General features: G+C 68.3%; 20 protein-coding genes. 10 read left to right on the top strand and 10 right to left on the bottom strand.

The window, feature by feature from the left end; genetic code table 11:
• Positions 1 to 68: 68 nt before the first annotated feature.
• Positions 69 to 713: an NUDIX domain-containing protein gene (locus JWQ81_RS22885; protein WP_297544579.1), complete on the bottom strand. Its 645-nt coding sequence runs from the start codon at positions 711 to 713 to the stop codon at positions 69 to 71.
• Between the two features lie 106 nt (positions 714 to 819).
• Between JWQ81_RS22885 and nadA the strand changes: the two genes are divergently transcribed.
• The 4 genes from nadA (at position 820) to JWQ81_RS22865 (ending at position 5,702) form a co-directional block, all read left to right on the top strand.
• Positions 820 to 1,854 carry a quinolinate synthase NadA gene (gene nadA / locus JWQ81_RS22880; protein ID WP_297544537.1) on the top strand — a complete coding sequence of 345 codons (1,035 nt, stop codon included), beginning with the start codon at positions 820 to 822 and terminating at the stop codon, positions 1,852 to 1,854.
• Positions 1,851 to 3,503, top strand: coding sequence for an L-aspartate oxidase (locus JWQ81_RS22875; RefSeq protein ID WP_297544536.1), 1,653 nt, complete (start codon positions 1,851 to 1,853; stop codon positions 3,501 to 3,503). Before nadA ends, JWQ81_RS22875 begins: the two co-directional genes overlap by 4 nt.
• A complete protein-coding gene (gene nadC / locus JWQ81_RS22870) occupies positions 3,500 to 4,393 on the top strand; it encodes a carboxylating nicotinate-nucleotide diphosphorylase (protein ID WP_297544535.1) in 894 nt (297 codons plus the stop codon). Before JWQ81_RS22875 ends, nadC begins: the two co-directional genes overlap by 4 nt.
• A gap of 115 nt (positions 4,394 to 4,508) precedes the next feature.
• Positions 4,509 to 5,702 carry a S8 family serine peptidase gene (locus JWQ81_RS22865; RefSeq protein WP_297544534.1) on the top strand — a complete coding sequence of 398 codons (1,194 nt, stop codon included), beginning with the start codon at positions 4,509 to 4,511 and terminating at the stop codon, positions 5,700 to 5,702.
• A 147-nt stretch (positions 5,703 to 5,849) separates the two neighbouring features.
• On the opposite strand, the gene JWQ81_RS22860 is transcribed toward JWQ81_RS22865, so the two are convergent.
• The 6 genes from JWQ81_RS22860 to JWQ81_RS22835 all read right to left on the bottom strand — a co-directional run bounded on the left by JWQ81_RS22860 (position 5,850) and on the right by JWQ81_RS22835 (position 10,204).
• Entirely contained in the window at positions 5,850 to 6,239 is a 390-nt protein-coding gene (locus tag JWQ81_RS22860; protein WP_297544533.1) for a hypothetical protein, read from the bottom strand.
• The gene (locus JWQ81_RS22855) at positions 6,236 to 7,648 is read right to left on the bottom strand and encodes an alpha/beta hydrolase (RefSeq protein ID WP_297544532.1); all 1,413 of its coding nucleotides are present in this window, start codon (positions 7,646 to 7,648) and stop codon (positions 6,236 to 6,238) included. Before JWQ81_RS22855 ends, JWQ81_RS22860 begins: the two co-directional genes overlap by 4 nt.
• Before the next feature lie 49 nt (positions 7,649 to 7,697).
• Positions 7,698 to 8,993: a WXG100 family type VII secretion target gene (locus JWQ81_RS22850; protein WP_297544531.1), complete on the bottom strand. Its 1,296-nt coding sequence runs from the start codon at positions 8,991 to 8,993 to the stop codon at positions 7,698 to 7,700.
• A complete protein-coding gene (locus JWQ81_RS22845) occupies positions 8,990 to 9,418 on the bottom strand; it encodes a hypothetical protein (protein WP_297544530.1) in 429 nt (142 codons plus the stop codon). The genes JWQ81_RS22850 and JWQ81_RS22845 overlap by 4 nt, the downstream gene beginning before the upstream one ends.
• A gap of 117 nt (positions 9,419 to 9,535) precedes the next feature.
• Entirely contained in the window at positions 9,536 to 9,838 is a 303-nt protein-coding gene (locus JWQ81_RS22840; RefSeq protein WP_297544529.1) for a WXG100 family type VII secretion target, read from the bottom strand.
• A gap of 21 nt (positions 9,839 to 9,859) precedes the next feature.
• Positions 9,860 to 10,204, bottom strand: coding sequence for a WXG100 family type VII secretion target (locus tag JWQ81_RS22835; RefSeq protein WP_297544528.1), 345 nt, complete (start codon positions 10,202 to 10,204; stop codon positions 9,860 to 9,862).
• A gap of 196 nt (positions 10,205 to 10,400) precedes the next feature.
• On the opposite strand from JWQ81_RS22835, the gene JWQ81_RS22830 reads away from it, so the two are divergent.
• Positions 10,401 to 11,192, top strand: a complete 792-nt coding sequence (locus JWQ81_RS22830; protein ID WP_297544527.1) for a hypothetical protein — start codon at positions 10,401 to 10,403, stop codon at positions 11,190 to 11,192.
• Between the two features lie 77 nt (positions 11,193 to 11,269).
• Here JWQ81_RS22830 and JWQ81_RS22825 read toward each other — a convergent pair whose 3' ends face one another.
• Both JWQ81_RS22825 and JWQ81_RS22820 read right to left on the bottom strand, forming a co-directional pair.
• Complete coding sequence (locus JWQ81_RS22825) at positions 11,270 to 12,436, bottom strand: alginate lyase family protein (RefSeq protein WP_297544526.1); 1,167 nt, start codon at positions 12,434 to 12,436, stop codon at positions 11,270 to 11,272.
• Positions 12,437 to 12,674: 238 nt separating this feature from the next.
• A complete protein-coding gene (locus JWQ81_RS22820; RefSeq protein WP_297544525.1) occupies positions 12,675 to 13,382 on the bottom strand; it encodes an FCD domain-containing protein in 708 nt (235 codons plus the stop codon).
• Positions 13,383 to 13,591: 209 nt separating this feature from the next.
• Between JWQ81_RS22820 and JWQ81_RS22815 the strand changes: the two genes are divergently transcribed.
• Genes JWQ81_RS22815 through JWQ81_RS22800 form a run of 4 tightly spaced genes read left to right on the top strand, consistent with a single transcriptional unit; the run spans position 13,592 to position 18,708 of the window.
• A complete protein-coding gene (locus JWQ81_RS22815) occupies positions 13,592 to 14,890 on the top strand; it encodes an ABC transporter substrate-binding protein (protein WP_297544524.1) in 1,299 nt (432 codons plus the stop codon).
• Position 14,891: 1 nt separating this feature from the next.
• A complete protein-coding gene (locus tag JWQ81_RS22810; RefSeq protein WP_297544523.1) occupies positions 14,892 to 15,818 on the top strand; it encodes a carbohydrate ABC transporter permease in 927 nt (308 codons plus the stop codon).
• Positions 15,815 to 16,648 (top strand): carbohydrate ABC transporter permease, encoded by an 834-nt coding sequence (locus tag JWQ81_RS22805; RefSeq protein ID WP_297544522.1) that lies wholly within the window; start codon positions 15,815 to 15,817, stop codon positions 16,646 to 16,648. The genes JWQ81_RS22810 and JWQ81_RS22805 overlap by 4 nt, the downstream gene beginning before the upstream one ends.
• The gene (locus JWQ81_RS22800; protein ID WP_297544521.1) at positions 16,645 to 18,708 is read left to right on the top strand and encodes an alpha-galactosidase; all 2,064 of its coding nucleotides are present in this window, start codon (positions 16,645 to 16,647) and stop codon (positions 18,706 to 18,708) included. Before JWQ81_RS22805 ends, JWQ81_RS22800 begins: the two co-directional genes overlap by 4 nt.
• Here JWQ81_RS22800 and JWQ81_RS22795 read toward each other — a convergent pair.
• Positions 18,705 to 19,721, bottom strand: a complete 1,017-nt coding sequence (locus JWQ81_RS22795; protein WP_297544520.1) for a lactonase family protein — start codon at positions 19,719 to 19,721, stop codon at positions 18,705 to 18,707. The genes JWQ81_RS22800 and JWQ81_RS22795 overlap by 4 nt on opposite strands.
• Before the next feature lie 189 nt (positions 19,722 to 19,910).
• On the opposite strand from JWQ81_RS22795, the gene JWQ81_RS22790 reads away from it, so the two are divergent.
• Positions 19,911 to 22,055: a hypothetical protein gene (locus tag JWQ81_RS22790; RefSeq protein ID WP_297544519.1), complete on the top strand. Its 2,145-nt coding sequence runs from the start codon at positions 19,911 to 19,913 to the stop codon at positions 22,053 to 22,055.
• Positions 22,056 to 22,081 lie beyond the last annotated feature (26 nt).

Genomic DNA, 22,081 nt, shown 5'->3' with positions numbered 1-22,081 from the left:
TCACCGTACGGGGAACACCTTCGCGGCGCAGGATGATTCCGCAGCAATACAGCCGTTTGCGAGGCTTTTCAGTGTCGTTTCGGCGGCGGCCGGAAGACCGCGAACGGGTCGGTGATGTGCACTCCTTCGCCGACGAAAGAGAACAGCGCGGCCGGCCGGCCGCCGGCGCGACCGGATGGTGAGGTGCGGCCGGTCGGCACGAGCTGACCGCGTCGCGACAGCACACGCTGCAGGTTCGTCGCGTCGACGCGGTACCCGAGCGCCGCCGAATACAGCGAACGCAACGCGGACACGCTGAACTCGCTCGGTGCCAGCGCGAAGCCGACGTTGGTGTAGCAAAGTTTCGAGCGCAGCCTGTCGCGGGCGCGCAGCACGATCGCCTCGTGGTCGAACGCGGTGCGGGGGAGCGCGGCCAGGTCGTGCCACTCGGTGTCTTCCGGGATCTCGGGGTCGACATCGGAGGGAACGAGCCCGAGGAACGCCGTCGCGACCACCCGTGGCCCGGGCACGCGGTCGGGCGCGCTGAACACCGCGAGCTGCTCGACGTGCTTGAGCTGCCGGACGTCGACCTTCTCGGCGAGCTGCCGCCGGATGGAGGTCTCGACGTCCTCGTCGGGCCGCAGCCGGCCGCCGGGCAGTGACCAGCGCCCGAGGTGTGGATCGAGCGCTCGGCGCCACAGCAGCACCTTGAGTGTGTCCGAACGCACTTGCAATACCGCCGCTAAAACCTCGTGGGCCAAGGGGGCGTGGGTGTTAATATGACTTCGCACGGTTTTCGATTATAAGGCGAAAACCGGTAAGCAGTCTAGGAGGGGCCCCATGGCCGGCACCACCACGTTCGCGCCCGAGATTCCCCGGGCGGACAACCTCGTCCCGTACGGCGGAGTCGAGGCAGACGCAGCTTGGGCGGAGGAGGTGCGCTCGCTCGCCCGCCGGCACGACGCGGTGCTGCTCGCGCACAACTACCAGCTTCCGGCGATCCAGGACATCGCCGACCACACCGGCGACTCCCTCGCGCTCAGCCGGATCGCGGCGGCCAGCGAGGCGTCCACGATCATCTTCTGCGGCGTCCACTTCATGGCGGAGACCGCGAAGATCCTCGCCCCGGAAAAGCGGGTGCTGATCCCGGACGCCCGCGCCGGCTGCTCATTGGCGGACTCGATCACCGCCGAGCAGCTGCGCGAATGGAAGGCTGAACACCCCGGCGCGGTCGTCGTCTCCTACGTCAACACCACCGCGGAGGTCAAGGCCGAGACCGACATCTGCTGCACCTCGTCCAACGCGGTCGACGTGGTCGCGTCCATCCCCGCTGACCAGGAGGTTCTCTTCTGCCCGGACCAGTTCCTCGGCGCGCACGTCAAGCGCATCACCGGCCGCGAGAACATGCACATCTGGGCCGGCGAGTGCCATGTGCACGCCGGGATCAACGGGGACGAGCTGGCCGCGAAGGCCGCCGAGTACCCCGACGCGGACCTGTTCATCCACCCGGAATGCGGCTGCGCGACCTCCGCGCTCTACCTCGCGGGTGAGGGCGCTGTCGCGGCGGACCGGGTGAAGATCCTGTCCACCGGCGACATGGTGCACGCGGCGAGGGACACCAAGGCGACGTCGGTACTGGTGGCCACCGAGATCGGCATGATCCACCAGCTGCGCAAGGCCGCGCCGGAGATCGACTTCCGCGCGGTGAACGACCGGGCGTCCTGCCGGTACATGAAGATGATCACCCCGGCGGCGCTGCTGCGCTCGCTGCGTGAGCTCACCGACGAGGTGCATGTCGACCTCGAAACCGCGGCGCGCGCCAAGGCGTCGGTCCAGCGGATGATCGAGATCGGCAAGCCTGGCGGCGGGGAATGAGCGACCCGGTTAACGTCTATGGGACGAAAACACCCGTTTGGGACGCGCGCGCCGATCTGGTTGTGATCGGCAGCGGGGTCGCCGGGCTGACTGCCGCACTGCATGCCCAGGAACTCGGTCTGCAGGTACTGGTCGTCACCAAGGCCGCCGTCGAGGACGGCAACACGCGCTGGGCGCAGGGTGGCGTCGCGGTGGTGATGGACGGCGAGCACGACGACGACGATTCCGTGGCCAAGCACGCCGAGGACACCTTGACCGCCGGCGCGGGGCTCTGCGACGAGGATGCGGTGCGCCTGATCATCGGGGGCGGCCCCGCGGCGGTCGCCCGCCTGCGCGACCGCGGCGCCCGGTTCGACGCGGCCGACGCCGATTCCGCGGAACTGGCCAGGACCAGGGAAGGCGGGCACAGCGCGTTCCGGGTGATCCACGCCGGCGGTGACGCCACCGGTGCCGAGGTCGAGCGCACCCTGGTCGCCAGGACAGCGGACCGCCGCGTCCCGGTGCTCGAACGGCACATCGCCGTCGACGCGCTCCGTACTCCGCTGGGCGAGGTCGTCGGGGTGACCGTGCTCGACTCGTCCGGGGTCCTCGGTGTCGTGCGCGCGCCTGCTGTGCTGCTGGCCAGTGGCGGCGTCGGGCAGCTGTACCAAGCGACGTCGAATCCGGAGATCGCCACCGGCGACGGGCTCGCGCTCGCGCTGCGGGCCGGTGCGCTGGCCGCCGACGTCGAGTTCGTGCAGTTCCATCCGACCGTGTTGTTCACCCCGGGTGCGCGCGGCCGGTGTCCGCTGGTCACCGAGGCCATCCGCGGCGAAGGCGCGACGCTGATCGACGCGACGGGTGCTCCGGTGATGCGAGGTGTCCACCCGCTCGGGGATCTCGCCCCGCGCGACGTCGTGTCCGCCGCCATCACGCGTCGGATGACGCTGGCTCCCGGCGGGGTCGACGACCATGTTTTCCTTGACGCCACCGGCATTCCCGGTTTCGCGAAGCGGTTCCCCACGGTCCACGCGGCGTGTGTCGCGGTGGGCGTCGATCCGGCGGGCGAGCCGATCCCGGTCACCCCCGCGGCGCACTTCGCCTGCGGTGGCGTGGTGACCTCGGTGGACGGACGGTCCAGCGTGCGCGGGCTCTACGCGGCCGGCGAGGTCGCCAAGACGGGATTGCACGGTGCGAACCGCTTGGCGTCCAACAGTTTGCTCGAGGGACTGGTGGTCGGACAGCGGGTCGCCGAGGCGGTGGCGGCGGATCTCGCCGCCGGGTTGCTCGCGAACCCGAAGTTCGGCGTGCTGCCGTCGGTCATGACGGCACCGGTCGCCGAGCGCGACTCGCTGCAGCGCGTGATGAGTCGCTACGGTGCCATCGGACGGGACACCGACGGCCTCGCGGTAATCAGCTCCGTACTCGACTTGTCGACATTGGACACTCCCTTGTGGACGCACGAGGCGGTCGAGGACGCGGCATTGACCTTGGTCGCGCAGGCACTCGTCACCGCCGCCGCCCGGCGCACCGAGTCCAGAGGCTGCCACGTGCGTAGCGATTTCCCGGACCGTGACGACGCGGCCTGGTCCCACAGCCAGCTCATCCGGCTGAGCCCGTCCGGGCACCCGGTGCTGACCGATCCCATTCTGGTGGAGGATGTGGCATGACGTTCGAACTGTCCGAAAAGGTGCGTGACGGGTTGGTGGATGCCGGGCTCGACGTCGACGACGTGCTCAGAGTGGTCACCACCGCGCTCGGTGAGGATCTGAAGTACGGCCCCGACGCGACCACGGAGGCGACGGTTCCCGCCGACGCCAAGGCGTTGGCCGAGATCACGCCGCGCGTGACCGGTACGGTCGCCGGGCTGCCCGTCGCGCTCGCGGTCTTCGACGCGGTGCTGGGCCGGCGGTACGAGGTGCTGGCGCGGCGCGAGGACGGCAGCCGGCTGGTCGCCGGGGAGCCGGCGCTCGTGCTGCGGGGGAGTGTGCGCGGGCTGCTGACCGCGGAGCGGACGGCGCTCAACCTGGTGTGTCACCTTTCGGGCGTCGCGACCGCGACCGCGGCTTGGGTGTCCGAAGTCGACGGCACCGGCTGCGCGATCCGTGACACCCGCAAGACGTTGCCCGGCCTGCGTTCGCTGGAGAAGTACGCGGTGCGCTGCGGCGGCGGGGTCAACCACCGGCTCGGCTTGGGCGACGCGGTGTTGATCAAGGACAACCACGTCGTCGCCGCGGGTTCGGTAACCCAGGCCATGCAGGCGGTTCGGGACCACGCCCCGACGTTGGCCTGCGAGGTTGAAGTGGACGATCTCAGCCAGCTGGACGAGGCCCTCGCCGCGGGCGCGGACGAGGTGCTGCTGGATAACTTCACCCCCGAGCAGTGCGCGCTCGCGGTGGCGCGTCGCGACGAGCTATCGCCCAAGACGAGGTTGGAGGCTTCGGGCGGGCTTCGGCTGGAGAACGCGCGTGCATACGCCGAAACCGGGGTGGATTTCCTGGCCGTGGGCGCGTTGACTCACTCCGTCCAAGCCCTCGACCTGGGCCTCGACCTGCGCTAATGCCGACGCCGCGGCGTCCATGAGAGCGGCCCTCACATACCAGTCGAATTACCGGTGTGGCACCGGGGGGTTGCGGGATATCCTCTCCCGACGACGTTCTCCGGGAGGGTGCTCCTTGGCTGGTCAGGCGAAGCGTGCGCTGGTGCTGTGCGCCGCGGTACTGGCGGTGGGCGGGGTTACCCCGGTCGCGTCCGCGGCACCGGTGGCGGGACAGTGTGCCAATCCGACCGGCCGCTACGGCGGTGCCGTGCCCTGGGGACAGCGGCTGATCGGCCCGCAGTCGATCTGGCCGTTGACGACCGGCGCCGGGCAGCTCGTGGCCGTGGTCGGCACCGGGGTGGACGGGGCGAACGCGCAGTTCTCGCCCGGCCAGGTGCTCCCGGTGCGGGACGTGTCCGGTTCGGGCGCCGGTCAGGCCGACTGCGACGGTCGCGGGACGATCGCCGCCGGAATCATTGCCGCTCAGCAGGATTCCTCGACGACGTTCGCCGGAATGGCGCCAGGAGTCCGTATTCTCCCGGTCCGCTACGTCCGTTCGTCCGGACAGTCCGAATCGAACAGCGATTCCGGCGCGCTGGCCGCCGGGATCACCACCGCCGCGCAGGCGGGGGCGGGCGTCATCCTGGTCGCGGTGCCGGCCACTTCGGACAGTCCGGCGCTGGAATCCGCGGTGGCGGACGCGATTCGGGGCGGCGCGGTCGTCGTGTCGGCCGCGGCGGCGAGTCAGCAGGGAGCGCAGAGCTATCCGACGTCGGCCCAGGGTGTCCTCGGCGTCGGCTCGACGAACCAGGCCGGCGCGGCCGTGCAGACGGAATCCGGTGACGTGGCGATTTCCGCGCCGGGAGCGGATCTGGTGAGCACCTCGGCCGGGGCCGCGGGCGCGGTGGCGCAACGGTTCCCGGTGACCGACCCGGGACTGGCCGCGGCTTACGTCGCCGGCGCGGCCGCACTGGTGCGCGCGTACCACCCGGAATTGAGGCCGGCGCAGGTCGTCGGCCGGTTGACGTTGACCGCGAGCCGCCCGCCGTCCGGCGCGCACGATCCCCAGCTGGGTTGGGGAACGCTCGATGCCTACGCGGCCGTGTCCGCGGTACTTCCGTCGGACGCCGCGCCCGGCGGGATCGTCACGGCCGGGCTCGTCGGTGCGGTGGCGCCGGCGGCCGACGCCGGCCAGGGCGTGGCGGACACGTCGAGCGGGGTCGTGGTGCTGATCGGCGTCGCACTCGCGGCCGCCGCGGGTGTGGTGATCGCGGCCGTTCGCCGGGGCCGTCGCCGAGGCTGGCGCCCCGCCCGCTTCTCCCCCCACTAACCCAGGGGCACTTTTGTACCTTTGTGCCCTCCTTGAACGCTCAACGAGGGCACTTTTGGACAAAAGTGCCCTCGCCCCCCTCGCAACTCGACGGCGAGTTGCGGTAGTTGACGTGCGCAAGGACCGCAACTCGACGGCGAGTTGCGGTTACGGGCGTCGCTGGGGGGCGGTGATGCAGGGGGTGGAGCCGACGATGGTGACGCCGTCGCCCAGCCGGGCGACGTGGACGTTGATGTTCGCGCCGGCCCGGCTGAACTGCGTGATCACCTCACCGCCGGTACTGCGGTCGGTCGGGCGCCAGCCGGCGCGTTCGAGCATCGGGATGACGGCGGCGGCCAGCCTGCGCTCGGCGCCGGGCGACGACTCGATGCGCACGCCGTACTGCCGGCAGAGCAGGTGCCCCGGCCGCGCCGGGGCGCAGTCGAGTTCGCCGTTCACGGTCTGATCGGCACCGCCGCCGAAGGTCTCGGCGATCTCGTCGATCACCGCGCACAAGGCGATGGCGAGCGTTTCCAGCACCGTGTTTTCGCTGGTCATCGGCTCCTCAACAGGGCGTTCGCGGTGGCACCGGCCGCTTCGACGGCAGCTTCGCCCAGCGTGTGCGGCACGACGCTGCCCGCCGGGGTGGTCGGGCCACCGGTCATGACCCCGTAGATGTTGTTCCAGGAGTCCGAACCGGGCTTGAGGACGTCGTCGTGCGCGCTGAGGCCCCACAACAGATTGCCGTCGGCGCCGCGTCCGGTTTCGAGGTCCGTGACCCCGGGGAAGGTGTCCGGATCGGCGCCGTGGCCGAGGCCCGACCAGCTGTCGATGTGCTGCGAGATAGGCCCGGTCACCCCGCCGGAGAGCAGGTCCGGGACCGACTGCGTGGTGCCTTGCGCGGCGATGATCGGGTCCAGCGGCGCTGTCATCGAGAAGCGATGGACGCCGGCTTGCGACGGCGGCAGATCGCCGGGGCCCCATACACCGTTGCCCATGCCGGCCGGTTCCACGAGCACGGTCTGGTCGATCTTCAAGCCCTGCTGTTCGGCCAGTTCCATCGTCGGGGCGCCGTAACTGTGTCCGATCCCGGTCACCATGACGCCGCTGCCGGCGTGCGTGGCGATCTGGTTCTGCAGGTCGTCGCCGAACGACTTCAGATTCGGCGCCATCGCGTGGGTGTAGCTCGCCTGGGTGCCCTGTTCGGCGACGTTCTGCGGGAACGTGCCGTCCGCCCAGACGACCATCGCGGTACGTCCGGTCGGATCGGCGGCCACCAGGCTCTTCCCGAGGTCCGCATAGGTCTGGTAATTGTCGAGCGAAGTGTGCACGCCCGGCACGAACAGGCCGACATCGCGGGTGCCCGGCTGGATGGTCCCGATGAGCTCGGCGATCCGTCCGGTGCCTGCCGGGTCGAACTTCAGGATCTGCCGGTTGTTGGCCAGAATGTCTTCGTAGAGCGAGATCCGCTGCTGGGACTTCGCGATCGCGGCCGCGTCACCGCCGGTTGCCTGCAGTTTGGCGAGGTTTCCCCGTTCTGCGGTCAGTGCGTCGGACACCTTGATGCGGTTGTCCGCGATCGCGCCCGCCCAGGCACCGGCCGTCGCCGCTGTCCCACCGGCGGTCTTGCCGACCGAGGGCAGCGGGTCTTCCGGGATGAGCGCGCGGTACATCGCCGCGATCTGGGTGTCGGTCCGGCGGTAGCCCGCGGCGCACGCGGTGAGCCCGGCCTGCACGGCGCGCACGCGGTTGACCTGTTCATCGAGCTTCCCGGCGAGCTCGGTCGTGGTCTTCTTCCACTGCGCGAAAGCGCTTTCGGAGTTCGACACCCGGCCGAACGCCTCGGCGGTGAACGAATCCGTGCTCAGCGACGACTTCGTTGTGGTGAGCGCACCCGCCCGGCCATCGAGATCCTCCGCGGCGCTGTCCAACGCGGCGGGTGCGACCCGATATCCATCCGCTGTCACCGGGTCCGCTCCCTCTGCATCGGTACCAAAAGGACAGTCTTCAAAGGACTTAGTACAGCTCCGGGTCCGCACCGATCACCGAAGGCGCGATCGGCGCGGACTGGCCCCAGACATCCTCGGTTTCCACCAGCCACGGCGGAATCCGGCGTCCACCGCCCATATCTCCGGCCCCGCCGCCCATCGGCATCATGGGCATCATCGGCATCATGCTCTTCGACGCGGCCGCTCCGGCCGCTCCCGCTGCGCTGCCGGCGAGTCCACTCAACGTGTTACCGCCGTCGGGAACCCCGGCTAATCCGGTGTGCGCCAAGGGAACCGCTCCCGGTGCGCCACCGCCACCGACCGACGGCGAACCGATCGGTCCGACACCCCCGCCTCCGACACCCCCGCCTCCGGCGCCACCGCCGGTTCCGTCGAGTTTCGAGCTGTCACCGAGTTTCGCGCCCGGCTTCGGGTTCTTCTCGCCATCGGGGTTCTTGCCCGAAGCCCATGGCGGAACCTTGGGCATGATCGAGCCGAACCGGCCGAACGCGGCCGCGGAGGCAGCGGCTAGACCGGCGGTGAACATGCCGCCGAACAGTGAGTTGCTCGGCGGTGCGGTCACGGGCGTTCCGCCAGGCGCCAAGGGGCTTGCACCCGGAGCGAGGGGTGTCAGCACGGTCGTACTCGGGGGCGCGTTGGTGCCGATCGTCGGCAGGCCACTCCCGATCGCGCCGCTGCCGCCGGTCGTACCACCGCCGGTGACCGTTGGCGGGGTCGCGGGTGCGTTGGGGGAAGCTGGAATCGAGTCCTCGGCCGCGGTGTAGTCACCGGCGAGGGTGGTCATCACGACGATCGCCTTGCCCTTGGCCGCGCTGGCGGCTCCGGCCGCCTGCTGCTGGGCTTCGACGGACGTGATCGCGTCCTGACGTAGTTTCGCCGCGTTCATCAGCGCTGCCTGCGAGGTGTCCGCCGGCAGTGCGGGCGGGTTCACCGCAAGCTCGATCTGCGCGGGTGAGACGTCGGGGACGTCGACCGGCGGCGGCATTTCCGCCTTCGCCTTCACCAGCGCGTCGGCGGCGTCGTCGAGCATGTTCTGCATGTCCGAGGCCGTCTGCCCGACCTTCTTGATCCCGTTGATCAGGTCGGTGACCATCGTCTTGTACTTGTCCGCGGCACCGCCGGTCCAGTTGCCGTCGAAGTCCGACAGCTCGGACGAGAGGTTCCCCGCCTGCTCGTTGAGCCCGATCCCCGCGGACTTCCACTGCTCCGCCGCGGTTCGCGCGGTCGAGGGATCCCCGGCCTGGAGCATCGCGTAGAGCTGCTGGTGGGAGTACGCCGCGAAATTCGTCCGTGCGCCGCTCATCCGTTCGTCCCTCCCGGACTTGCCTGGCCACCGGTCAGCAGGGAGCCGACGCCGGTCAGCAGGCCGTCGACCGCGCCGGTAACTCCGCCGATGACCCCGGATCCGCCGTCGTAGCCCGAAGTGTTGAGGTCCCCGGCCACGGTTTGGTCCGCCTGCTCGTAACCGTCGGCGACCGTGGTCGTGACGTCCTGCGCGAACGTGATCGCGCCCTTGACCTGATCGAGCAGGCCGCGCATTTCCGCCACCGCGGCGCGGTGGGCGTCGGCCAATGAACCGGCTTCGCCGAATTCCCCGAACAGGAGAGGGTGATCGCCGAGGGTCAGGAGGGAGTCGTCGGGTTTCGACATCGCGTGGATCTGGTTCTCCAGTTCGCGGACGAAATGGTTCAGTGACTCCAGATGAACGTAGTACGACTGGTCTGGCATCGATCCCGACCCTCTCGCGGTGTCCATTGTGGCGGTTCGGGGACAAGCCGGTTGGCCGGTGTGAGCGGGGGGCGTCTCACACCGGCCAAACGACGTCAAGGGACAACCAGTGGAAACTCAGCCTTGGAACAGGCCCTGGTTGCGGTTTTCCAGTGAGTGCTGCAGGTCGTGGGCCTCGGTGACCTTGCCGCCGAACTGGGCGATGATGGCGATGATGTCGGCTGTCGCCTGCCGGAGCCGCGTTTCCGAGGATTCGGCGGCCTGGCCGGCTGCACTGCCCGAGGCGTACCAACTGGCCTTCAACGGGTTTAGGTTGCTCTGCAACTGTTCCAGCTGTGAAGTCAGCGCTTTGGCCTTGGCGGCCAGTGATGCCGCGCTGTGTTGCAGCGCGGCGAAGTTGATTTCGACTACGTCAGCCATGACTGTGGAGTCCTCTCCGACTCAGGGGTTGAGGCGACCGACGACGCCGGTGTCCATGGCGTTGTTGGAGACGGCGCGCAGCGACTGCGACACCTGCTGGTCTCCGCTGCCGTAGTTGTGGAAGCTGGTGTTCACCAGGCTCGACATCGTGTCGAGCTCCCGCACGGCGGCGGACATCTTCTCCTGGAGCCGGCGCTGCAGGTCCCAGAACGCGGTCGCCTGGTCACCCTGGTAGCTGCGGAGTGTTTCGGTCAGCTCGGTCTCCAGGCTGGCCATCGTCGTCTTCGCGCTCGACGCGGTCTCCTCGAATCCTTGGACCGCACGCGTCATCGCGGCCGCGTCTGCTTGGAATCCCGGACTTGACATGGACGGGCCACCTCCTCTCGCTGAAAATCCCGTCGAGCGCCAGAGTTCCTCCGGCGGCTCCTTGTGTGATTGACAACCTAGAAAAGGCGGGGTCGGGTTCAAACGGCACAACTGCCGGTCGCACTGGCGGCACTATTACCCACAGCGGTGAGCTGTTTGTCCGCTCTGTACCCTCAGTGACAATCGAGGGGGATCAATGACCGAAAGTACCGAAGAATCGACTGCGCCCGTTGACGTTCCGTCGTCATCCGGACGCGGTAAGTGGATAGCTGCCGGCATTGTCGTCGCGCTGCTCGTGGCCGGGGGCGCGACTTGGTATTTCACCGCGAGCGACGACAAGCCTGCCGCCGAGAAGACGTTGAGTCCGGACGGGTACGGCAAGCTGACGCCCGGGCTGACGAAGGCGCAGGCGCTCGCCGGAGCCGACCTCGCGCCGGCGCCGGTGGCCGTGCTCGACGGGTGCACCGACTTCTCGTTCACCGGCGGACCCGCGCCCGATCCCGCCCGGTTGGCGGCTGAAGCCGCCGCGCAGGACAAGTCCGCGAAGTTGACCAAGATCGCGGACGACCTGGAGGCCGAGGCGAGCAAGCCCGTCCCGCTGAACGCGGGGGCCAAGGAGTACGCCGATTCGGCGGAGCTCAGTGCGAAGGCCGCGCAGGCCGCTGCAGACGCCGCAACGGGAGCGGTCGACTTGGCCGGGCAACGTGAAGCACGTGACAAGGCGTTCGGAGTTTCGGGTGGAGCGTCGTTCGCCAAGGACGCACTCCGGGAAATCGGCGTGCCCAGCGGCGTCAAGACGGCCGCCGGTATCGCGACCGGCTCGACGGTCGCCCAGCTTGTCGCCGCGTATGGCGCAAGCAAGCCCGACCGGACCGGGCGGTATCACTACGCCGTTCCAGGAAAGGCCGGATGGGTCTATGAGTTCGCAGTGGACGGCGCTGTGGTGTCGGGCATCAGCTTGGTCAACACCGCGGTGAAGTGCGGCTGAGCGTCCACCTGGCATGACTCGGGGGACCTTTCGGCCAGTTCGACCGGCCGAAAGGTCCCCCGAGTCGATTGTGGACGTCAGTTGGGGTTGTTCGCGTGGGTCAGGGTCTGCCAGGCGACGAACAGGGCGTTCGTCCCTTCGGGCCGGTCGTTCTGGGTGAGCGTCTGGGTGTTGGTCATGACGTTGCCGAGCCGGGTGCTCATGGCGTTGAAACCGACTTCGGTGATCGGGCCGAGGCCCTTCTTGACGCTCCCGCCGCACAGCCACGACGGCACCGCCGCGCCGAGCTCGTACTGCGACTGGAAGCCGAGCGCGAACCGGAGCCGCGTGCCGATGTCACCGGGGTAGAGGTCGGTGCCCTGGATCCGCGAGGTCTCGGCCACGTCGGCGATCGACGCGATGCCGTAGCCGGTGTGCACGAAGTCGCGGCACGTCTCCTGGGTGAGACCGTTGACGAAGGTGCTCTGGCCCTGCCAGTAGCTGACGATCTGCGCCTTGGTGTTGAGCCCGCTGCCCGGTGCCGCCTTCGGGTACGAGCCGTCGGTGGTCAAGTAGACGTACGCGGGGACGCGGCCCAAGTACTTCGTCATGGCCTTGTCGTAGTCGGTCTTGTCGTCGAGGAACACGGAGATGCCGACGGCTGCCTCCATCATGACGAGTTCCCAGTTGCCGTTGCTGTTGCTGCCGTTGATGATCTCCGGCAGGTAGACGTTGCGCAGCATGTTCGAGAAGTTCGTGATCGACGACGCGGACCAGCCGGTGTAGGTGTAGCGGATGATTTCCGCGGCGCGCGGCCACGACGACCCGGCCCAGCCGGTCTGCAGCGGCGCGTTGCTGTTGGTGTGGCTCTTGAGTTTGCCCGACCAGGCGTCCATCAGCGCGATGGCCTTCTGCGCGTACCGCGCGTCCTGGGTGATGTACCAGGCCAGTGCGTCGGTGTAGGCGGCGATCGCGTCCTCGCGCTCATTCGTGCAGCCGATGTTGGGATTGGAGTACGGACCGCATTCCACGGTCGCGTACGGCGTCGGGGTGCGGTTCAGCGACGCGTATGAGCTGCCCATCATCTGGTTGTAGGCATTGGTCCATGGCTGGGCGCCGGCCTTGACCTGCGTCCGGATGAAATCCAATTGCGCACGGCTGACCAGCACGCCCGGATGGGCGAAGACCGCGGGGGCCGACGGCATGGCCGGGGCAGCGACCGCGGCCGGGGCCGAGGGCGCGAAGGCGACGGCGAGAAGGGACATCGTTGCTATGACGGTTAAGGCTTTCAACCTGCTTCTGGCTGCGGCAAACATGGTTCTCCTTGGGGACTAGGAGAGGGTAGTGACGTGAGTCACTGCCGGGAGAACTCTAAGTTTTGTGGTCTAGACCAGGTTTCGTCAATACGTGAAACCGGCCCAGTTCCTATTCGTCGCAAAAAAGATCCACCGGTATTCAGCGGGCTGAACAAAGCGGGCTATTTCATTCAGCCGGCTGAACGATTCACCTTCGACGGCGTTGTTCGACCTGGTTCAGGTCCGCGCTCGACTTCTCGACCAATGCGCGCATTGCCGCCTCGGCGGCGGCGGGTTTCCTGGCGGTGATCGCGTCGAACACTTCCCGGTGACTGGGTACCGGATCATCCGACGGATTGGCATTGTGGACGAGTTTGTCGCGCTCGGCGAGTCCGATCGCGATGACCCGCTCGATCCGCGCGAGGAAGTCGTTGTGCGTCGAGGTCAGCAGGAGGCGGTGGAAGTCGAGATCGGCGGCGACCATTGCCTGCGGGTCCGAGCCGGCGGCGGCCATCCGCTCGAGCGCGTCGCCGAGCGCGTCGACATCCTCGGCTGTCGCGCGTTCGGCGGCCAGCTTCGCGGCCGCGGGTTCGACCACGGCACGGACTTCGGTCAACTGGTCGAACAGGCCGGGATCGTGCGTCCCGGCGATCTGCCAGCGCATGACGTCGGCATCGAGCACGTTCCACGACGTCCGTGGCTGGACGAAGGTGCCCCGCTTCTGCCGCGCGTCGATCATGCCCTTTGCCGTCAGCACCTTCAGCGCCTCGCGCAGGGCGGTGAGGCTCACGTCGAGCTCTTCACGCAGCGCCGGGAGGTCCAACACCGAGCCCTCGGAGAACTCGTTGGACAGGATGCGGCTGGCCAGTGTCTCGACGGTCTGGCCGTGCAAGCCGCGTGGTCGGTGAGAGGTCACTGCGTCCGTTCTCCCAGGCTCGTCGTCCGCCGGGGAGTCGTGTCCCGGTGGCCGATCACGATAGTACGGGCCCGGGTCCCGCTTTGGCTAATAAATTACGAATACATCTTGACAGCGCGGCTTCCCAGTTGCCAACCTGTGGCATCGATCCCGCCTGTCTCGGCCTCCTGCGCCGCCGCGGGCGGTCCAGCAGTTAGGGGTTCCAAGCGATGGACAGTGTTGACCTCGCAATATCCGGGTTGAACCGGCGCCGGTTCCTGGTCGGCCTCGGCGCCGTGGGATCGGCCGCACTGCTCGGCGGCTGCGCCACGTCGGCCTCTTCCGGGCCGGCCAAACAGACCGCCGGGGCGGTGACGATCCAGTCGAACCTGTCGGCGACCCAGGCCAAAGCCGCGATCGAAGCCCTGGCCAAGGGCTTCAGCGCGAAGGGCGGTGCGACAGCGACGGTGAATACCGTGGCGTCGGAGACCTTCCGCACGCAGCTGCCGAGCTACCTCGTCTCGGCCGTGCCGCCGGACACGTACACGTGGTATCCAGGGTCGATCCTGCAGGGGTACGCCCGCAAGGGCCTGCTGCTCGACGTAGGCGACGTGTGGCAGACCATGACGAACTACAGCGACGCGTTCCGCCAGCTCAGCGGCGACGGCGCCGGGCACCTCGTCTTCGTGCCGGCCACTTACTACTGGTGGGGCATGTTCTACCGCAAGTCGAACTTCACCAAGTGGGGCGTGACGCCGCCGTCGAACTGGGCCGAGTTCGTCACGCTGTGCCAGACGCTGAAGAGCAAGGGCGTCTCGCCGATCGGCATGGGCGCGGGCGGCGACACGCCGTGGACCGCGTCGGGCTGGTTCGACTACCTCAACATCCGCATCAACGGTGCCCAGTTCCACCGCGACCTGCTCGCCGGGCGCGGGCGCTTCGACGATCCGAAGGTGGTCAAGGTCTTCGAGCGGTGGAAGGAAGTCCTGCCGTATTTCGACCCGAGCGGGACGGCCGTGGCGTTCCAGGACGCGACGACGTCGCTGCTGCAGGGCCGCACCGGGATGATGCTGATCGGCACGTTCTTCGCCGACGCGGCGCCCAAGGACGCGCTGGAGGACATCGACTTCTTCCAGTTCCCGATCATCGATCCGTCGGTGCCCGTCGCCGAAGAGGCGCCGACGGACGGCTTCTTCGCCAGCTCGAAGACCGGGCACCTGCAGGCCACAAAGGACTGGCTGAAGTACGTCGCGACCGCCGAGGCGCAGGAGCTCTACATCAAGAACTCCTCGGGCACCGTGCTGCCGACGCATCCCGACGCGAAGGACACCGGGACCCCGCTGGTGATCAAGGGCCGCAAGATGTTGGCCGACGCGAAGGATCTCACGCAGTTCTTCAACCGCGACTCCAGTGACGCGCTTCAGCCCACCGCTGACGCGGCCCTGATCCGGTTCATCCAGCACCCGGAGCAGCTGACGTCGATCCTGGCGGATTGGCAGACGGCGGCCCAAAAGGTGTGGTCTTCCTGACATGGCAGTGATCTCCGCCCCGACGTCCGCCCCCGCGACCGCGAGGGCGCGGCGGCGGCGCTCCCGCCGGGTGCCGCCGGTGCTGCTCGCGTTCGTCCTCATCCCGCTGGTGGTGGAAGGGTTCTGGGTCTTCTGGCCGGCCATCCAGGGCGTCTATCTTTCGCTGACCAACTGGGACGGCGTGTCCGCGCCGGTCTCGGTGGGGCTGGCCAACTACCGCGAGATGTTCAGCGACCCGATCTTCGGGACGGCCGCGCTCAACACGCTGATCTGGATCGTGCTCTTCGGTGGCCTGTCGGCCATCGGCGGGCTCGGGATGGCCCTGCTCCTGCAACGGGAACGCACGGGCGTCGGGTTCTACCGAGGCGCCTTGTTCACCCCGGTTGTGTTCTCTCTGGTGGCGACTTCGCTTATCTGGCAGGGGCTTTACCAGCCGGACGGTCTGATCAACAAGGCGTTGGTGTGGCTGGGTCTGGGCAGTTGGCAGCATGCCTGGCTCGCCGACTCCCACACGGCGCTGTACGCGGCGCTGATTCCGGCGCTGTGGCGGCAGATCGGGTACGTGATGGTGCTGTACCTGGCCGGGCTCAAGGGCATCGACCCGGTGCTGTATGAGGCGGCCAAACTGGACGGTGCGAAAGCCGTGCAGCAGTTCAGGTTCGTCACCTGGCCGCAGCTTCGCAGCGTCAACTCCGTGGTCCTGTCGGTGATTGTGATCGACTCACTGCGGTCGTTCGACGTCGTGTGGTCGCTCACCAAGGGCGGTCCGTACCACTCGTCCGAACTGCTCAGCACGTACATGTACTCGACGGCGTTCCAGTCGTTGCGGCTCGGATACGCCTCGGCGCTCGCCGTGGTCATCTTCCTGCTCGCGTTCGGCGTGATCGTGACCTACTTGGTCCGCGTGTTCCGGGAGGACGGCCAGTGAGCACCAAGAACGCGCGTGCGCGCACCTTCGGCTTCCACACGTTGGCCGGCACGTTGTCCGTGCTGTGGCTGGCCCCGATCGCGCTGGTGCTGGTGACCAGCATCCGGACGTTCGACGACATCGCGTCGAACGGGCTCGGCAGCGCTCCCCATTCGTTCTCGCTCAGCTCGTTCGGGCAGGCGTGGGGTGAGGGCGGTGAACAGGGCGCGATGATCAACAGCCTGCTGGTCACCATCCCGACCGTGCTGGTGGCGCTCGCACTGAGCGCCGCGGCGGCGTTCGCGCTGAGCAGGTTCGCGATTCCGGGGCGGCGCAGCATCATTCTGCTGATGCTGGCCGGAAACCTGTTGCCACCGCAGATCCTGCTCGTACCCGTTTCGAAGCTCACCGAGCTGCTGGGGATCTACGACACGCTGCCGGCGTTGATCATCGTGCAGGTCGGGTTCGGGCTCGGGTTCTACACCTTTGTGCTGCAGGGGTTCATGCGGACGATCCCGGATGAGATCCAGCAGGCGGCGGTGATCGACGGCGCCGGTCCGGTTCGGATCTTCTTCTCGATCATCCTGCCGCTGGCACGTCCGGCGCTCGCCGCGTTGTCCGCGCTGGCGTTCACCTGGACGTTCAACGATCTACTGTGGTCGATCACGGTGCTGCGCACCGAGACGGTCATGCCGGTGACTCCGGCGCTGCTGAGTCTGCAGGGGCAGTACGTGTCCACTTGGAACGTCATCGCCGCCGGATCCGTCATCGCGGCGATCCCGACGGTGGCAGTCTTCCTGAGGTTCCAGAAGCACTTCATTTCCGGACTGGCGATCGGAGCGGTCAAGTGACGACTCGAGTGTGGACGGTCCGGCTCGAGTCCACTTCGTACACCATCGCGCTCGAACCGGGCGGACGCTGGCTGGACCTCGTCGCCTGGGGGCCGCACGGCATCGAGGACGGGCCGTCACCGCTGGCGAACTCGGGCGGCGTCCCCGGCCTCACCGACGCTGACGCGGCACCCGTCGAGTACTCGCCTCGCGGGCTCAGGCCGTTCAGCGGCGCTGACCTGATTATCGGCCCCGTCGGCGGGCCTCACGAGTCGTGGTGGGCCTTCGAAGGGCAGGACGAAGGCGAAGGCCTGCGGCTTGCTTTCCGCGACGAGGTCACGGGTCTGCGTGCGGTGCTGTGTTACGCGGCGGTGCCGGGAACGGACGTCCTGCGCAGGTGGGTCGAGATCACCAACGGTGGTCCGGACGTGCTCGAGATCGAACGCTTGGGCTCCGCGGGTTTCTGCGTGCCGACCGGCACGAGCGGGGCGCGGCTGACGTATCTCACCGGACAGTGGTGCCAGGAGTTCCAACGCCGTGAACTCGTGTTGCCTGCCGGGCGGTTGTCGCTCGACAGCAGGTTCGGCATTCCGGGGCTCACCTACGTGCCTTGGCTCGCGGTACAGGACGCCGGAGTCCCGGACGGTCCGGCTTGGGGTGTTTCGCTGGCGTGGTCGGGTTCGTGGCAGATCGACGCCGACATCGAGCCCAGCGGGATCACCCGGATCCGCGCGGGGCGGCTGCCGTTCCCCGGGCCGTTGCGGTTGGAGCCGGGCGGCCGGATGTCCACTCCAGAGGTTGTCCTGGCGTCCAGTGTGGATGGAATCGGCGGGCTGGCGAAGGCCTGGCACGACTACGACCGGGTGCTGGCAGGCGACCGCCGAGGACCGCGCAAGGTGCTGTACAACTCTTGGGAGGCAACGTCGTGGGCCGTCAACGGCGACCGTCAGCTCGAGCTGGCCCGCCTCGCGGCCGAGGTCGGTGCCGAGCTGTTCGTCGTCGACGACGGTTGGTTCACGGGGCGCGATGACGACACCGGCGGTCTTGGAGACTGGGAGCCGGCCCCGGAGAAGTTCGCCGGCGGCTTCGGCGCGTTCGTCGACCAGGTTCGTTCGCTCGGGCTCGACTTCGGGCTGTGGATCGAGCCGGAATCCGTCAGCCCGAAGTCCAGACTGTTCGCCGAGCACCCGGACTGGGTGTACCACCTCGAAGGGCGTCCGTCGACGCTCATCCGCAACCAGCTGCTGCTCGACGTCGGGCGGGAGGACGTCTTCGAGTTCCTGCGCGACATGTTGTCGCGGATGCTCAAGGACTATCCGATCAGCTACCTCAAATGGGATATCAACCGGCCGGCCACCGAACGCGGGCGACCCGGATGGCCCGCTGCCGACCTCGACGCCGAGCACGTCCGCAACTACCACCGGCTCCTGGACCACGTTCGGACGGAGTTCCCGCACGTCACCTTGGAAGCGTGCGGGGGCGGTGGCGCCAGGACGGACCTGGCCACGGTCGCGCGTGCGGACGTCCTGTGGCCCAGCGACAACACGGCTCCGCTCGACAGGCTCACGATCCAGGAGGGCTTTCTCCTCGCGCACGCGCCGCATCTGCTGAGCTCATGGGTCACCGACGCGCCCGGAATGTTCGATCCGCGTCCGCGTTCGCTGAAGTTCCGGTTCGTGACGGCGATGGCCGGCGTGCTCGGCATCGGTGCCGACTTGTCGACATGGTCCGCGGAAAGACGTCTCGAAGCGGCGGAGTATGTCGCGCTGTACAAGGAGATCCGCGACGTCATCCAGCACGGCGAGGTCGACCAGTTGGCCGGTCCGCGCGAGCCGACGTGTGCCGTGCAGTACGCGTGGAAGGACACCGTGGTGGTCCTGGCCTGGAGCACCGGCGTCCTCGACGGCACACCGCACGTAGCCGGTCGCCCGACCCGCGTCCACCTCCGCGGGTTGGACGCCGCCGCGTCCTATGTGGACCGATCCGGTGCCCGCTACAGCGGCGCGCACCTCACCCACGCCGGTCTGCCCTTGGCGTGGTCGGCTGAGCACGATGCCGACGTTGTGATTTTGGGGCGCTAAACGGGACGCGGCAACAAAAACACCGGCGTACCTGTCGGGTAACGCGTCACGGCCGCCCCAGGCGCCAGGGAGAAGGCGAGGAGTTCGTTGTCGTTTTGGGAGGTGGTGTAGCAGTGTCCATCGAGGACGGTGAAATGCCGCGGCCAGCCGTTGGCGGGGTAGTCCGTCACCGCTCGCGGCAGCGGGCCGTCGAACTCGAACGCTGTGACGCAGTCGGCGCCACGGTTCGACACGTACATGGTTTCTCCGACGATCTCCAGGTGTGCCACCAGGTTCCGCGGTCCCGGCGCGGCGATCGCGGACGTGACGTCCTCGACGGTGAACGCGCCCGGTGGCTCCTCACGCACGGTCAGGACGGTCGACGAGAGTTCCCCGACCACGTACGCGTAGCCGGTGCCAGGCCTGCGCACCAGCTGCCGCGGTCCTGTGCCGGGCGGGAGCGCCGACACCGCCAGCGGGGTCAGCCGCCCGTCCTCGGACAGCGTGTAGCTGCGGATCTCGTCCGTGCCGAGGTCGACCGCGCTGACGATCGAACCGTCTTCGCTGACGACGGCCATGTGGACGTGGGCGGCTTCCTGCCGGTCCGCGTCCGGCCCGGAACCCTCGTGCGCCACCAGATCGGTGCGTTCGCCGAGCAGGCCGTCGGGCGCCAGCGAGAACACGGCGAGGTTGCCGCCGGTGTAGTTGGCGCACAGCAGGTGACGGCCGTCCGGGGTGACCGCGAGGTGGCACGGATCGGCGCCGCCGGTCGCGAGGCTGTTGAGCGCGGTCAGTTCGGCTGTCTCGCTCACCGAGACGGCGGTGACCGTGCCTTCGGGGAGTTCGTTGACGGCGTAGAGCACCGGAAGCCGCGGGTGCCAGGTCAGCCACGACGGCGACACCAGGGCGAGCCTGCCGGACTCGGTGAGTTCGCCCGTGCCGGTGTCACGCCAGAATGTCGTGATGCCGGCGCCTTTGCCGCCCGTTTCGGACGTGTAGGAGCCGACGCAGATCAGTTGCCGGGGTTCACTCACAGGAAGCCACACTGCCTTTTCGCTCGACGACATGCCGTCCCAGCATATGACCTCCGGCTTGAACTCGTAAATTACGATTTATTATTGACAGTCGATTCCCTCACACGGCAAACTGCCACGGCGGGCCGTGCGGCCGGGGGACGCGCAATTCGCCAGACGCAGAATCTCCAACGATGAAGGTGAGCCGTCATGCGCAAGCGTCCGATCAAGTCCCACCGGAGAGTCTGGTCGTCGCTCTCCGCCGTGATCCTGGCCGTGCTCGGCCTGGTCACCGCGGCGAGCACGGCCCAGGCCGCCGGGGCTCAACCCGCTGAAGATCAGGGTGCGCCCGCCTACTACAACAGCGGGCTCGCGCCGACGCCGTACATGGGCTGGAACACCTACTACGGCACTGGCGTCCCGACCGAGGCCAACGTGAAGTCCGTCGCGGACTACCTCGTATCGAGCGGGCTTCGCGACGCCGGCTACAAGTACGTCTGGATCGACGGCGGCTGGACCGACGCGCAGGCGCGCGGCAGCGACGGTGAACTGGTCGCCGACCCGGCCAAGTTCCCGTCCGGACTGTCCTCTTTGGTCTCCTACCTGCACAGCAAGCACCTGCTCGCGGGCATCTACACCGACGCGGGTGCCTGGGACGGAAAGAACTGCGGGGTCGGCAGCGGCGGGCACTACGACGCCGACGCCAAGCAGTTCGCCGACTGGAAGTTCGACGCGGTCAAGATCGACTTCCTGTGCGGGATCGCGCAGAACCTCAAGCCCGCGGACGTGTTCGCGCAGTTCAGCCAGTCCGTCGCGAAGGCGGGCCGACCGATGCTGCTGAACCTCTGCGACCCCGTAACCGCCGGCTGGGGCGGCGGGCACACGCCCGACCAGTACGCCGGAAACTCCTACACCTTCGGCCCGACCACGGCCGACTCGTGGCGGACGGACACCGACATAGCCTTCGGGACGCCGTATGAGGGCATCTGGACCGACATGCTGCGGAACATGGACGACAACGCCGCCCATCCCGAGTCGAATGGTCCAGGCCACTACAACGACCCGGACTACCTGATCCCGATGCGCAAGGCCGCGACCGGCAACTACGAGCTCAACGAGGAAGAGTCGACCACCCAGCTGGACATGTGGGCCGAGATGGCGTCCCCGCTGATCATCGGTTCCGACCCGCGCACCCTGTCGCAGTCGATGATCGACACGCTCAAGAACCCGGAGATCGTCGCCGTCGACCAGGACCCGCTGGCGATCCAGGGCGTCCGCGTCGCGAACACGGACACCACCGATGTCTACAGCAAGGTCCTGTCCGGTTCAGGCCAGCGGGCCGTCGTCCTGCTCAACCGAGGTGACGCTCCTGCGCCGATCACGGTGAAGTTCGCCGACGCAGGTCTGCAGGGCACGGTGTCGGTGCGCGACCTGCGGGCCAGGGCGGACAAGGGCACCGCGACCGACTCCTACACCGCGACCGTGCCCGCGCACGGGACGGCGTTCCTGCGCTTGCGCGGCGCCGACCTGGTGCCCGGTGCCGACCTCGGCGGCAGTGCGTCGGCCAGTCCGGCGGTCGTGCGCGTCGATGACACGCATGCCACCGCGTTCGTCCGCGGCCGCAACGGCGAGCTGACCCAGCAGACGTTGAACGGCGCCGACTGGTCCGGCTACTGGACGTCGCTCGGCGGACCCGTCGGCGGCCGGATCCTCGGCCAGCCCGCCGCGTTCGGCAGTGCGGACGGCCGGATCGACGTCTTCGTGCGAGGCCTCGACAACAACGCCTGGCAACGTACTTTCCGCTGGGGTCACTGGGGTCCGTGGGTCAACCTCGGTGGACACCTGACGGACGCGCCTTCGGTCGCGTACACCACGGCCGGCGCTTGGACGTTGTTCGGCCGCGGTCCGGACGGCTTGGTCTGGAGCAGGGGTCAGTCCGGCGGCTGGTCGAGCCTCGGTTCGCCGGACGGCAAGGCGATCTACGGCAGGCCCGGGTCGGCAGTGGACACCGGGGGCGTCACCTACGTCGCCGTGCGTGGCGCGGATGACGGCGTCAGCGTCCGGTCGAAGGACGCGTCCGGCACGTGGTCGGCGTGGTCGGGCATCGGCGGGACGATCAGCGGAAGCCCGACACTGCTGGCGACCGAGGGCCGCGTGTACCTGTTCGCCCGCGCCAGTGACTACACCCTGTGGGAGAACAATCACGTCGACGGCGGCTGGGGTGGCTGGTTCAAGCGCGGCGAGTACGCGAGCAACTCCCTGGTCGGCGCTGTCGGAGCTTCGGCAGGCGCTGACGGTTCGGCGTGGACGGCGGTGCGCGGGCCGGACAACCGCGTGCACGTCGCGAAGCTGTAAGACTGAAGTGCAAAGGACATAAACGG

The organism is Amycolatopsis sp. (assembly GCF_025464955.1).
In the GTDB taxonomy this organism is placed as follows: domain Bacteria; phylum Actinomycetota; class Actinomycetes; order Mycobacteriales; family Pseudonocardiaceae; genus Amycolatopsis.
This window is presented reverse-complemented; position numbering and strand designations above follow the sequence as displayed.